Annotated in this window: 10 protein-coding genes and 1 pseudogene; 5 read left to right on the plus strand and 6 right to left on the minus strand. The window is 52.0% G+C overall.

The features are described 5' to 3' along the window. From ACO0LL_RS26605 to ACO0LL_RS26620, 4 genes and pseudogenes are all read right to left on the minus strand, one after another. Nucleotides 1-168: pseudogene (locus ACO0LL_RS26605) on the minus strand (IS5/IS1182 family transposase); the annotation flags it as partial. 218 nt (nucleotides 169-386) lie between these two features. Then, nucleotides 387-854 (minus strand): GNAT family N-acetyltransferase, encoded by a 468-nt coding sequence (locus tag ACO0LL_RS26610; RefSeq protein ID WP_422953836.1) that lies wholly within the window; start codon nucleotides 852-854, stop codon nucleotides 387-389. Nucleotides 855-1,011: 157 nt separating this feature from the next. Beyond that, nucleotides 1,012-2,319, minus strand: a complete 1,308-nt coding sequence (locus ACO0LL_RS26615; protein WP_422953885.1) for an NCS2 family permease — start codon at nucleotides 2,317-2,319, stop codon at nucleotides 1,012-1,014. Between the two features lie 197 nt (nucleotides 2,320-2,516). Continuing rightward, entirely contained in the window at nucleotides 2,517-3,425 is a 909-nt protein-coding gene (locus ACO0LL_RS26620; RefSeq protein WP_422953837.1) for a LysR family transcriptional regulator, read from the minus strand. Nucleotides 3,426-3,637: 212 nt separating this feature from the next. Here ACO0LL_RS26620 and gcl point away from each other — a divergent pair, with 212 nt between their 5' ends. The 5 genes from gcl to pyk all read left to right on the plus strand — a co-directional run bounded on the left by gcl (nucleotide 3,638) and on the right by pyk (nucleotide 10,405). Continuing rightward, nucleotides 3,638-5,413: a glyoxylate carboligase gene (gene gcl, locus ACO0LL_RS26625; protein ID WP_422953838.1), complete on the plus strand. Its 1,776-nt coding sequence runs from the start codon at nucleotides 3,638-3,640 to the stop codon at nucleotides 5,411-5,413. A 108-nt stretch (nucleotides 5,414-5,521) separates the two neighbouring features. After that, nucleotides 5,522-6,301 carry a hydroxypyruvate isomerase gene (gene hyi, locus ACO0LL_RS26630; protein ID WP_422953839.1) on the plus strand — a complete coding sequence of 260 codons (780 nt, stop codon included), beginning with the start codon at nucleotides 5,522-5,524 and terminating at the stop codon, nucleotides 6,299-6,301. Nucleotides 6,302-6,475: 174 nt separating this feature from the next. Continuing rightward, on the plus strand, nucleotides 6,476-7,363 hold the full coding sequence (gene glxR, locus ACO0LL_RS26635; RefSeq protein WP_422953840.1) for a 2-hydroxy-3-oxopropionate reductase: 888 nt from the start codon (nucleotides 6,476-6,478) through the stop codon (nucleotides 7,361-7,363). Nucleotides 7,364-7,627: 264 nt separating this feature from the next. After that, nucleotides 7,628-8,896, plus strand: a complete 1,269-nt coding sequence (locus ACO0LL_RS26640) for a glycerate kinase type-2 family protein (protein ID WP_422953841.1) — start codon at nucleotides 7,628-7,630, stop codon at nucleotides 8,894-8,896. Between the two features lie 84 nt (nucleotides 8,897-8,980). Further along, nucleotides 8,981-10,405, plus strand: coding sequence for a pyruvate kinase (pyk, locus tag ACO0LL_RS26645; RefSeq protein ID WP_422953842.1), 1,425 nt, complete (start codon nucleotides 8,981-8,983; stop codon nucleotides 10,403-10,405). Nucleotides 10,406-10,417: 12 nt separating this feature from the next. Here pyk and ACO0LL_RS26650 read toward each other — a convergent pair whose 3' ends face one another. Next, a complete protein-coding gene (locus ACO0LL_RS26650; RefSeq protein WP_422953843.1) occupies nucleotides 10,418-10,792 on the minus strand; it encodes a VOC family protein in 375 nt (124 codons plus the stop codon). A gap of 235 nt (nucleotides 10,793-11,027) precedes the next feature. Further along, complete coding sequence (locus ACO0LL_RS26655) at nucleotides 11,028-13,271, minus strand: collagenase (protein ID WP_422953844.1); 2,244 nt, start codon at nucleotides 13,269-13,271, stop codon at nucleotides 11,028-11,030. Nucleotides 13,272-13,342: the final 71 nt, after the last annotated feature.

Here is a 13,342-nt window from a genome sequence, read left to right on the forward strand (position 1 = left end):
CACGCCAACAGGCGGGCGTCCATTACCTGCCTTGGGATAATGGGGCTCTATCAGTTTGCATAGCATAGCCCATGGCACGACCTGATTCATCTCTGATAGAAACACTGCTCGCTTCGTCGTCTTGGCAAAGCGTTCAAAGCCACCTTCGGCAAATGTTGTCTGTCTCATGGTATTTATGATTCAATGGAAAATAAGCTTATATTACCGTTTCTGAATCATTGCTCGGGGACTTAATCAGAGATTCCTTAAGACATACCTTGCCAAACATCTGACCAGGCTCTGCCGAGGCTGTCACTGTCAGCTTTTTGGTCAGTTTGTCATATTCGGTCTGTGCATCGCTCACCTTATCACCTCATTACTCCATCGCATCATCTGCTTATGCTAACTCAACTGATGGTAAAAACATAGGAGCGGTTTGCCCCTGATTCAGGCGCGGGGTCAGGGGCTGGCATCCAGCCCAGAGACTCATAAAGACGGATGGCGCTGTGCATGTTGTCCCAGGTATCGAGATGCAAGGTTTTGAGGCCTCTTTCTTTCGCTTCCGACATCAAGGCTGTCAACAAGCTGCGCCCTATGCCCTTGCCACGATAACGGTGATCAACATGAAAGCCAAACACTTTTGCCTCTTGCGTATTTACCATTTCAAGGGCCTCAAGCGCTATGCAGCCGCACACCTGCTGATCCAATTCGGCAACCAGCTCGATGAGATTTTTAATGGTGGGCAAACCCGCTGAACCTATGGCGGCGTCCAGGCCATCAAACTCAACCACGAGATTGAAACTGGCAAGTGATTCCTGCACCAGCCTGCGTATCTGCAGATTATCTGCCTCACCCGCACTTCTTACGACTACCATGTTTACTCCATCTGACTAATTTATTTCTGATCCTCTCGTCCAATATGATGGAGTATGCAGCAAATATTATATGGTTCTGTATTTCATTAAAATATCGTAAAAAAAACAGCGCAGTTTCCTGCGCTGTCTTCAACTGTAGCTTCGTTTTATACTCGCTTCAACCTGCACCAAGATAAACGAATTTAAAAAGGAAGATTGCCGCTATCGCCCAGACGATGATTTTGACTTCCTTGGCACGCCCGCTCAACAATTTCAGGACAGCAAATGCAATAAAACCAAATGCCACACCGGTTGCAATCGAATAAGTAAAAGGCATCAACAAGGCAGTGATGGCGGCAGGCACGCTTTCTGTGGTGTCTGTCCAGTCAATTTCAACCAGTTCACGCAACATCAGGCAAGACACATAGAACAGGGCCGGAGCAGTAGCACAGAATGGAACGACGCTGGCCAGTGGCGCAATAAACAGACAGGCCAGGAACAGCAGGCCAACAGCCACGGCTGTCAAACCTGTACGGCCGCCGGCTTCCACACCAGCCGCGCTTTCTATGTAGGCTGTCGTACTGGAAGTACCCAAAAAAGAGCCCGCAACGATGGCGGTGCTGTCAGCCAGCAGTGCCTTGTTCAGTCTTTCCATTTTACCGTTGACCAGCAAACCGGCACGGCTGGCAACACCCATCAGAGTACCTGTTGCATCAAACAATTCCACCAGAAAAAATACCAGTACGACATTCAGAATACCGACGGAAAGCGCCCCCATGATATCCAGCTTGAACAGGGTAGGATCGAGCGAAGGTGGCATGGACACGACACCGTGGAAGGTATTACCGGCAAAGAAAAAACTCAATACCGTCACGCTCAGAATGCCGATCAGGATGGAACCTTTGATACGGTAGCGGTCTAGCGCCACGATGAGGAAGAAACCCAGTATTGCCAAAATGGGCTGTGGCTTGTGCAAGTCACCAATACCCACCATGGTAGCGGGATTGGCAACCACAATGCCGGAATTTTTCAGTGCGATTAGACCCAGGAACAAGCCTATACCTACCGTGATGGCAGTACGTATGGAATGCGGTATGCCATTGACGATCATCTCGCGCAGGCGGAACACACTGACTGCCACAAACAAACAACCTGAGATGAATACCGCACCCAGCGCCGCCTCCCACGGTATGCCCATGCCCTTGACGACTGCATAAGTGAAGTAGGCATTCAAGCCCATGCCTGGTGCCAGCGCCATGGGATAGTTGGCATACAGGCCCATGATCATGGTACCGATTGCGGCGGCCAGACAGGTCGCCACAAAAACAGAATCCTTGGGCATGCCAGCATCACCCAGGATAGATGGGTTGACGAAAATGATATACGCCATGGTCAGGAAGGTTGTCAGGCCCGCCAGTAATTCTGTGCGTACATCGGTGCCGTTTTCTCTTAGCTTAAAAAATTTGTCGAGAAAGGAAAGCTGCACAGGGCTGTGATTGACAGGCCCGTTGCTATCTTGTACAGCCGGAATTTGCTCGGAAGTTAACACGTTTGTCTCCTCAATTTTGGATATACCAATTGAATAATTAGAATTTGTGAAAGGACGATATCCTAAATATTTCCATATCAAAGCTGAGGAATTTCTATAGATGCTATTTGAATTTGAATATGTGGAAGTTTTTATTAATTCTTTAACCAATAATCTGGCTGTCCATAGATGGCTTTCAGGGTATCGATAAAAAACCGCGTTTTCACCGGCAAATGCCGTTGTTGCGGGTACACAGCGACGATGTCGTATTGTGGCAAGGCATAATCATCCAGCACGGTAATCAACTCGCCCGAGATAAGTTGCGCTTGTATTTCCCATGATGAACGCCAGGCCAGGCCCAGGTCTTCACACGCCCAGCGATGTAGCAATTCACCATCATTGCAATCAAGATTGCCAGCGACCTTGATGGTCACAGGCTTGCCGTTTTGCTGGAAATACCAGCCACGCTGTTGCCCGCCCTGCAAGTTGAAGGCCAGGCAATTGTGCTGGGCCAAGTCTTCCAGCGTGCGCGGTATGCCATGTCGCTCAAAATAGGCTGGTGTACCACAAACCACACGGCGATTGCTGGCCAGCTTCACTGCAACGAAATTGGGATCGATATTGCCGCCTATGCGTATACCCAGGTCATAACCCTCACGTATCAGATCGACCACCCTGTCAGTCAGGTTGAAGGAAATCTGTACGGCAGGGTTGGCCTTGACGAATTGCGGCGCATGCGGTGCCACATGCTTGCGCCCGAATGCGGCGGGGGCTGAGACGATGAGATGGCCAGTGGCCTTGTGCCGCCCCTCGGATACCAGTTGATCGGCATAGCCAAGGTCTGCCAGCAGTTTGCGGCAATGATCAAGATACACAGTGCCCTGCTCAGTCAATGTCAGATGACGGGTGCTGCGGTGCATGAGCTTGACGCCCAGGCGTTTTTCCAGCGCATCGATGCGGCGACCCAGCATGACCGGGGTGATATTCTGGCCCAGCGCAGCACGGGCCAGGCTGCCTTTTTCGACGACATCGACGAAGGCTTCGATTTGGGTGAGTTTGTCCATTTTTGGTCCCGGCATAATTTGCTAAAACCCCTCATCACAGAGGCACAGAGATACTGAGGGGGTACAGAGAATAGCTAGAGGTCTCTTTATTATTCCATACTTGGAGTATCGAATAAAGCGAGAATTTGTCGTCTTATCAGACTGGGTTTTTGCCTTTAGCATGTGTTTCAAGATCTGCATACACACGACTAATAGCAAAACTGGAGAACAAAATGGCGAAAATGACGGCTGCGCAGGCGGCGGCTTATGTGTTGGAAAAAGAAGGCGTGCATCAGGCATTTGGGGTGCCGGGTGCGGCGATCAACCCGTTTTATGCGGCTTTGAAGAAGCAAGGGACCATCAAACACATACTGGCGCGCCATGTCGAAGGGGCTTCCCACATGGCCGAAGGCTATACCCGCGCCCAGGCTGGCAACATCGGTGTTTGCATAGGTACCTCCGGCCCGGCAGGTACGGACATGATCACCGGCCTGTATTCTGCACAGGCAGATTCCATACCCATACTCTGCATTACCGGGCAGGCTCCAAGGGCAAGGCTGTACAAGGAAGACTTCCAGGCCGTCGATATAGAATCCATTGCCAAGCCTGTCACCAAGTGGGCGGTCACAGTACGTGAACCGGCTCTGGTGCCCATGGTATTTCAGCAAGCTTTTCACATCATTCGTTCTGGCCGTCCTGGCCCTGTGCTGATTGATTTGCCATTTGATGTGCAAATGGCCGAGATAGAATTTGACCCTGACACTTACCAGCCGCTGGAAGTGTATAAACCTAAGGCCACTCGCGCCCAGATAGAAAAAGCCCTGGACATGCTGAACCAGGCCGAACGTCCTTTGATCACCGCAGGTGGCGGCATCATCAACGCCAATGCCTCAGCCTTGCTGGTGGAATTTGCCGAGCTGACTGGCGTGCCTGTCATACCTACCCTGATGGCCTGGGGGGCGATAGCAGACGATCACCCTTTGATGGCAGGCATGGTGGGCCTGCAAACCAGCCACCGTTATGGCAATGCCACCATGCTGGCATCAGACTTTGCACTGGGCATAGGCAATCGCTGGGCCAACCGGCACACTGGTTCCATTGATGTGTTTACCAAGGACAGAAAATTTGTCCATATCGATATAGAACCCACGCAAATTGGCCGTGTGTTTGGCCCTGATTTTGGCATCGTCTCTGATGCAGGTGCGGCATTAAAACTTTTCATCGAAGTCGCCAAAGAATGGAAAGCCGCAGGCAAACTCAAAGACCGTTCTGCCTGGGTAGCCGATTGCCAGCAACGCAAACGCAGCATGTTACGCCGTACGCATTTTGATAATGTGCCGGTGAAACCGCAACGCGTGTATGAAGAAATGAACAAGGCCTTTGGCCGCGAAACCTGTTATGTCAGCACCATAGGCCTGTCGCAAATCGCTGCTGCGCAATTCCTGCATGTGTATTACCCGCGTCACTGGATCAATTGCGGCCAGGCTGGCCCTCTGGGCTGGACCATACCAGCAGCCCTTGGTGTCTGCGCTGCGGATCCGCAGAGGCAAGTTGTCGCCATCTCCGGCGATTACGACTTCCAGTTCATGATAGAAGAACTGGCCGTCGGCGCGCAATTCAAGCTGCCTTACCTGCATGTGGTCGTCAATAATTCTTACCTGGGCTTGATACGACAGTCGCAGCGCGGCTTTGATATGGATTATTGCGTGCAACTGGCTTTTGAAAACATCAATGCGCCAGAGCTGAATGGCTATGGGGTAGATCACATCGCTGTAGTCGAAGGCCTCGGCTGCAAGGCCATACGTGTGACGGAACCCAGCGCGATTGCCGATGCCTTTGCCCAGGCCCAGCGCTGGATGCAGGAGTTCCGCGTACCGGTGGTCGTCGAAATTATTCTGGAGCGCGTGACCAATATCGCCATGGGCACAGAGATCAGCAATATCAATGAGTTTGAAGAGCTGGCGACGGAAGATGGTCATGCGCCGACAGCAATTGCCTTGCTCGATTAAACAGTTAGCGAAAAATTTCCAGGTGTCGGGCCTCCCCGTCTGGCACCCCGTGAACTCCCGTAGCTATGCTGCGGGAGACTTACGGTCACTCATCTACAAGGATATGCCATGACCAGACTGGCCGCCAATCTCAGCATGTTGTTTACCGAGCATGCCTTTCTCGACCGCTTCGCCGCTGCCGTGCAGGCAGGTTTCAAGGCTGTGGAATTTTTATTTCCCTATGCTTTCGAAGTAAAACAGATCGCAGAAAAACTGCAGGAAAATAATCTGCAACTGGTATTGCACAACCTGCCCGCTGGTAACTGGGAAGCAGGAGAACGCGGTATCGCCTGCCATCCTGATCGTGTCGAAGAATTCCGCCAGGGCGTGGATGTTGCCATCGCCTATGCAACAGCTTTGAATGTCACGCAACTGAATTGCCTGGTCGGCATACGCCCAGCAAATGTCAGCAAAGAAGAAGCAGAGCAAACCCTGGTTGCCAACCTGCGTTATGCGGCTGACAAACTGAAGACAGCGAATATCAGCCTGCTCATCGAAGCCATCAATACCTTTGACATACCTGGCTTCTTTTTATCCGGCACGCAACAGGCACTGGATTTGATACATGCCACCGGTTCAGACAATATCTTCGTGCAATACGACATCTATCACATGCAACGCATGGAAGGTGAACTGATCAATACGATCAAAAACAATCTGGACAAGATCAAACATATACAACTGGCTGACAACCCGGGCCGCTTTGAACCAGGCACAGGTGAAATCAATTACCGCATCATCTTCGCCGCACTAGCCGACATAGGTTACCAGGGTTGGGTGGGTTGCGAATACAAGCCACAGAACGGCACTGTCGCTGGATTGGGCTGGATTAAATCGCACGGACTCTAAGAGAAAGACCATTAACCACAGAGGCACAGAGACACAGAGAAAAGCAGGAGAAAGACAAATTTTTCCTAAGTCATATGTATCAACAAGATTTTTCTCTTTGCTTTTCCTCGGTGTCTCTGTGCCTCTGTGTTGAGAGGTCTTAGATGAACAACTACTACATTATCAGGAACTATCATGGCTAAAATTGGATTTATAGGCTTGGGTATCATGGGCGCACCTATGGCCGGGCATTTGCAGGCTGGTGGGCATAAGCTGTATTTGCACGACATCAAGAACCCCCCGTTTGAATTGATAGAACGTGGTGCCACCGTCTGCACTTCGGGTGAAGAAGTTGCCAAACGCGCAGACATCATCATCATCATGGTGCCGGATACACCGCATGTAGAAGCGGCGTTGTTTGGCGAAAACGGTGTTGCTGCTGGCCTCGAAGCTGGCAAGATCGTGGTCGATATGAGTTCTATCTCACCGATTGCGACCAAAGACTTCGCCAAGAAAATCAATGCCCTGAAATGCGACTACCTTGATGCGCCTGTGTCCGGTGGAGAAGTTGGTGCCAAGGCGGCAAGTCTGACCATCATGGTCGGTGGGCCGGAAGCTGCGTTTGACAAGGTCAAACCCCTGTTCGAACTCATGGGCAAGAACATCACTCTGGTCGGTGGCAATGGCGATGGCCAGACCACCAAGGTTGCCAACCAGATCATCGTTGCCCTGAATATACAGGCCGTGGCGGAAGCCCTGCTGTTTGCATCAAAGGCTGGTGCAGACCCGGCCAGGGTCAGGCAGGCACTGATGGGTGGCTTTGCTGCATCCCGCATACTGGAAGTCCACGGTGAACGCATGGTCAAACGCACTTTCAATCCCGGCTTCAGGATAGAGCTACATCAAAAAGACTTGAATCTGGCTTTGCAGGGGGCAAAAGCTTTAGGGGTATCCTTGCCAAATACCGCAACCGCGCAGGAATTAATGAATGCCTGCTCGGCGAATGGCATGCGTGGTCTTGATCACTCGGCTCTGTGCCGGGCAATTGAGATTATGTCTAATCATGAGATTGCCAAGGTTTGATCGTTGTTGGCCTTCATGTGGATGCACGAAAAAAATTCACCTGGCGATAAGCTGTTTGAAGGCATACTTGGATTTGAAATTAGTATTCAGTAGTTCATGCAAATGAATTTACTCGTAGGTTGGGCTACGCTTCATCAGCCCAACAATCGGCGTTTCAATGACGTATGAGTTAATCAAAGGCCCAGTGTTGGGCTGGTAAACCGTAGCCCAACCTACGACGCACGGCCCGGCCTACAAAGACATAGTTTTTCAAGAAAGCCCACAATGACCACTCTAGCCCCACGCCAGTTCTTGCTCGATCTGTACTCCAGCGCCGTTGCCGCCGTCAGCGCAGAGAAGTGCCTGCCCGCCTTTTTGCCAACACCACCAACAAAAGGCCGCACCCTGGTCATCGGTGCAGGCAAAGGCGCAGCAGCCATGGCCAAAGTAGTGGAAGATCACTGGCAGGGTGAACTGTCGGGCCTGGTAGTAACACGCTATGGCCACGGTGCAGATTGCCGCAAGATAGAAGTGGTAGAAGCTGCCCACCCTGTACCCGATGAAGCAGGTAAACAGGCTGCGGCGCGCATACTGGACATGGTGCAGGGGCTGAGCAAGGATGACCTGGTGCTCTGCCTGATCTCTGGCGGGGGCTCAGCTCTGCTGGCCCTGCCTGCAGACGGTATCAGCCTCGAACAGAAGCAGGCCATCAACAAGGCCTTGCTGAAAAGCGGTGCAGCGATCTCTGAAATGAATTGTGTGCGCAAGCATTTATCAGCCATCAAAGGTGGCCGTCTGGCACTGGCTTGCGCCCCGGCACGGGTAGTGACCTTGCTGATATCGGATGTACCCGGTGATGAACCCGGCATCATCGCCAGCGGGCCTACGCTGCCAGATGCAACAACTTGCGCAGAGGCGCTGGCGATCTTGCGCAAATACGACATCGCTATTCCAGCAGAAATCTTGCAGCATCTGGAAAGCGGCAAAGGTGAAACACCCAAGCCGGATGATGCGCGTTTTGCAGGTCACAGCCATCATGTGATTGCTACGGCACAGGAAGCATTGGAAGCCGCCGCAGCGACAGCACGTGCGGCAGGTATCACGCCATATATCTTGTCGGACGGCATAGAAGGTGAAGCGCGTGACGTCGCCCTGGTACACGCTGCGCTCGCAAAGCAGGTTGCCAAACATGGCCAGCCATTCCAGAAGCCCTGCGTATTGATTTCTGGCGGTGAAACCACCGTCACCGTGCGCGGCAACGGGCGTGGTGGCCGCAATGCAGAATTTTTACTGAGCCTGGCTGTGGCACTTGACGGTCATGCAGATATCCACGCGATAGCCTGTGATACCGATGGCATAGATGGTTCGGAAGATAATGCCGGGGCACTGTATGCGCCCGATTCAGTAAGCCGTGCTGCAGAAAAACAAATACGCGCACGCAGCCTGCTGGAAAACAATGACGGCTATGGATTTTTCAGCGCACTCGATGACCTCGTCGTCAGTGGCCCTACGCGTACCAACGTCAACGACTTCAGAGCCATCCTGATTTTGTAAGACACAAGCCCAACATTCAACGACAGCAAAAATACGGTGCAGCACGCCGCGACGGCTGTCGTCTTTAACAAATGAAAGCAAACCATGAACCGCAGCCGCAAAGCCAAAATTGTCGCGACCCTGGGCCCTGCAAGCAATAGCAAAGAAGTCATCAAGGCATTGTTTGAAGCCGGTGCCGATGTATTCCGTTTCAACTTCAGTCATGGTAGCCATGCTGACCACCAGTTGCGTTGCCATATCGTGCGTGAAATCGAAGCCGAGCTGGGCCGCCCTATCGCCATACTGGCTGATCTGCAAGGGCCCAAACTGCGCGTAGGCCAGTTCAGCAATGGCAGGGTCATACTTACCGCAGGACAGGAGTTTGTACTCGATAGTGACAGCACCCCTGGCGACGTCAAACGCGTTTGCCTGCCTCACCCTGAATTGTTTGCCGTCATCTCTGCGGGGCAGTCGCTACTACTTGACGATGGCAAGCTGCGCCTGCAAGTCCTGGACAGTAATGGCCACAGCATACGCACACGCGTGATTGTCGGAGGCAGCCTGTCTGACCGCAAAGGCGTGAACGTGCCAGATGCGGTATTGCCCATCCCGGCGCTGACAGACAAAGACCGGCGCGACCTCTCATTTGCGCTCGACATGGGCGCAGACTGGATCGCCCTGTCATTTGTACAAAGGCCGGAAGATGTGGTGGAAGCGAAGGCGCTGGTAGCAGGGCGTGCAGGAGTATTATCCAAACTCGAAAAACCGGCAGCGCTGGACAGGCTGGAAGAAATCGTTGCTGTATCAGACGCCATCATGGTAGCGCGTGGTGATCTTGGTGTGGAGTTGCCGCCAGAACGCGTGCCTGGCGTACAAAAACGCATACTGCGCGTTTGCCGCAGCCATGGCAAACCCATCGTCATTGCGACCCAGATGCTGGAATCCATGATCGCCGTACCAGTGCCCACACGCGCCGAAGCCTCGGATGTCGCCAGTGCGATTTATGATGGAGCCGATGCAGTCATGTTGTCGGCAGAATCAGCCAGCGGTGCCTACCCGGTTGCTGCAGTTGAAATCATGAACCGCATCATCTGCGAAGTAGAGCGCGACCCGCTGTACAAAAACATGATCGCGGCCCAGCATGAGACACCGCAAAACAACAAAGGCGATGCCATCTGCGCTGCCTTGCGTGAAGTCACGCAAATAGTCGGCGCGGTTGCCACGGTCACTTATACCAGTTCCGGCCACACCAGCCTGCGCGCCGCGCGCGAAAGGCCGATGGCACCGATACTGAGTATTACTCCCAAACCCGCCACGGCACGCCGTCTGGCCCTGGTCTGGGGCGTGCATTCCACCGTCAGCGATGCTGTACCGGATGAAAACATGCTGGTCGCCACTGCCTGCAACACCGCCTGGCAGGAAGGCCTGGCACAAGTCGGTGAACAGATCGCGATTACCGCTGGTGTGCCATTTGGCCAGCCCGGCTCCACCAATCTATTGCGGATAGCCGAGATCTGGCCGCGGCCCTAACAAATAAACACTTTACTCCCATACATTGACATCACTGGCGGTATGAAAATCGGGGCGCTGGGGATTGACGACGCAAAACCGGTGCCCTGTCGGTGCTTCCATGACGACCCAACGTTCCATGACTTTGACAACTTTGGCACCGAGTTTTTCCAGACGCTGGACCTCAGCTTCCTTGTTATCGGTTTCTATATCGAGATGAATGCGGCTAGGGTGTTCAACCTTTTGCACCAGCATTTTCGGGCCGGTAGGGGTGGCATCCAGTACCGCGTATTTCTCATCCGCATCTGCCGCCGGATAACCCAACGCCCCGGCCCAGAAATTGGTTCCAGGCTCAATATCTTCCACCTGGCAATCAATCACAAAACATGCCAATCGACTTTTATGCATCTTGATCTCCTGTGATTTGTTTATTCCGTGTACCTGAGCGAGTTCAGGCATCTATAAAGAATAGCAAAAAAGCAGGATGTTGGCCTGGCGTACTTTCGCACCTTCTGACAAATAAAAAAGGGACAGACATTTTGCATGCTTGCCCCAACACTCAATTGCTTATTTATAGGTGGCTTATTTGTGTTTGCAGGCCTTGGTTTGCAAGCTTTATTTACGCAATTTCAGTTGATTGCTATCAGTCGTAAGTCGCTGACACACTCACGCCAGAGAAACTCTGTCTGGCATTGAGCATGATGTAGTACCAGCGGTTGGCAACCGGGTTGGCGATGGTCACGCTTTCATCATTACCGCTCTTGACTGAACCGTAGTCGTAGATACCTGTACTTGGATATTTATCCATGGATACATACAGATCTACATCACCGGTACCGCCGCTAGTGGTCAACTTCAGGTTTTTCGCACCGGCTGGAACCATGATGTAGGTGTAGGCCTGGGTGCTGGAAGCAAAATTACGCTTCACGCAGTTTTTAGACAGATAGCTACCGGCCGGGCAATCAGGCAGGCTGTTATCGACTGGCAATGGTGGCTCACCTGCTGTAGTTGCGGCAGCAACCCAGGCTGTGAACTCATTGTCGTAACGAGTGCCTATATTGGCCATGTAAGTTTGGTAACCATCATAATCACCAACGCGGAACTTGGCGATGACAGCATCTACATCGCTGCGGTGTTTTTCCATCATGAAGCGGGTTGCCATATAACCCCAGCTATAGGCTCGTGTCACATAGTCAGCCATGGAATAAGTGTTGCCAAAAATCTGGCTCAACTTGTAGGTGCCGGTTTTTGCTACGTCTATAGCTTTCTGGTTATTGTTTTTCAGTGACAGGTATTCAGCTATACCTTCTATCCACCAGACGGTAGGCTTGGCAGTGCCTGCACCAAAATCACCTTTCATGTCGAAACGGCCATCAAGGTAATGGACGTATTCATGTTGCAGATTCCAGACCTGGAAAGCCGGGCGCAGCCAGGATGCCTCATGTGCGACGAAACGGGCCTGGTTGCCAGCAACACTAGGGTCACCTTCCAGATACATGCCGCCATTATTGGTGTCGATGCCATACAGTATGGAAGCATATTTACTGTAGTTGGTATAGTCATCAAACACGACTACTTCGAGCGCAGTATTGTTGTCACCGGCTACTGGCTGGCGTTTGCTTTGCAGCATGGTGTGGAAATAATTTTCCTCGGTTGCCAGCATGGTGCATGAGTCCTGCAACTGTGCTGTAGTCATGTCCTGGGCACGAATTTTCAGACTGGGGCTGCACGTATAGTTGTTTTTGAGGATGGTATTGGCCAGCGTGGTTTCATAATTGCAGGTGCCGTATTCTGCGCAATTGGCAGTGTCATAGTACTTGACAGCAGATGCGGCATTCAGCCACAACATGCTGTCATTGCCAGTCATGCTGGAATGGCTCAGCTGGTACTTGACCATGGGCTTGACCGTAGGCTGCAGGTTGGCATACTGCATGAAGCGGAAGGCTTCATTCTCGGTATCGCTGAGTTGATACTCAAGGCTGGTGCCCAGCAATGCTGCCTTGTTGTTGACAACAAAATTGTTCAAAGCCGTCGCATAAGATACATCATTACGCAGGATAGGTAATGCATCTGGACGTGAATGGCCATAGAACAGGATAGTCAATGCAGCCGTGTAAGCGTCAGCAACAGTGGAAGACTTCAAGGCATCCGTTGCCGCCGGATTGGATGAAGTATTCGTGTAACGCGTGATGATGTTTTTGACGCTGCTCAGGTAGTAAGCTTCATCATGCAGATTGGTCACCAGTTTCAAAGTCTCGGCCGCTGTGCTTGGGCCAACGTTGTTGGTCTTGAACAGCTGATTGCCATCGACCAGTTGCTTGATGGGTCCACGCATGCTGGTCAGGTAATTTGCCGATGGTGCAGGTATGGTATTGCTGCCTGCCAGGTAGTAACCGGCGCGCAGGTAAATGATGAGGTTGACCAATGCCATGTTGGTGGCGTTGTAGTTGGTCGCTTCTTGCGCAAAACGATTGATGACAGCAGTAAAATTGGCTGGTGAATACACCTTCGCTGCATCAGTCGCATTCAACGAAAACAGACCATAATGGCATTCATAGCTGGGCAGGTTGACGATGTAAGTCGCCAGTGCATCGCCGCTGTAATTCGCCAGCGTAGCCATGTTTTTGCAATCATCTGACGGTGGTGGTGCCATCAGATTTTTTTGTTTGTTGACTATGCCCAGGTCCAGGCGTGTCGCATTGGTCGGTGGCAGATTGAATTTCTTTTGTTCTGCCGTTGGCGGCAAACTTTGCCTTTGATGCGGCATAGGCGCTTGCTTCAGACGCGCATGGTCTTCGGCATCCGCCGCATGCACCATCTGAACCAGACCTGTGAAGCTAAGGGCCATCAGCCCCGCCATGCTTGCTATTTTATGTGGATATAACATGTAATACGTCTCCCTGATGATTGTAGAGTTTCAGGCAATACCATCCCCTTCAGGCTTTTTCATTCGTTAGC

The organism is Undibacterium sp. TC4M20W, from assembly GCF_049340245.1.
Taxonomy (GTDB): Bacteria; Pseudomonadota; Gammaproteobacteria; order Burkholderiales; family Burkholderiaceae_D; genus Undibacterium.

What these genes read in the sequence shown, in the direction of transcription:
- ACO0LL_RS26650 (WP_422953843.1), bottom strand. Translation starts at nt 10,792, where the DNA reads ATGCATAAAAGTCGATTGGCATGTTTTGTGATTGATTGCCAGGTGGAA.
- ACO0LL_RS26640 (WP_422953841.1), top strand. Translation starts at nt 7,628, where the DNA reads ATGACCACTCTAGCCCCACGCCAGTTCTTGCTCGATCTGTACTCCAGC.
- ACO0LL_RS26655 (WP_422953844.1), bottom strand. Translation starts at nt 13,271, where the DNA reads ATGTTATATCCACATAAAATAGCAAGCATGGCGGGGCTGATGGCCCTT.
- hyi (WP_422953839.1), top strand. Translation starts at nt 5,522, where the DNA reads ATGACCAGACTGGCCGCCAATCTCAGCATGTTGTTTACCGAGCATGCC.
- ACO0LL_RS26610 (WP_422953836.1), bottom strand. Translation starts at nt 854, where the DNA reads ATGGTAGTCGTAAGAAGTGCGGGTGAGGCAGATAATCTGCAGATACGC.
- pyk (WP_422953842.1), top strand. Translation starts at nt 8,981, where the DNA reads ATGAACCGCAGCCGCAAAGCCAAAATTGTCGCGACCCTGGGCCCTGCA.
- gcl (WP_422953838.1), top strand. Translation starts at nt 3,638, where the DNA reads ATGGCGAAAATGACGGCTGCGCAGGCGGCGGCTTATGTGTTGGAAAAA.
- glxR (WP_422953840.1), top strand. Translation starts at nt 6,476, where the DNA reads ATGGCTAAAATTGGATTTATAGGCTTGGGTATCATGGGCGCACCTATG.
- ACO0LL_RS26620 (WP_422953837.1), bottom strand. Translation starts at nt 3,425, where the DNA reads ATGGACAAACTCACCCAAATCGAAGCCTTCGTCGATGTCGTCGAAAAA.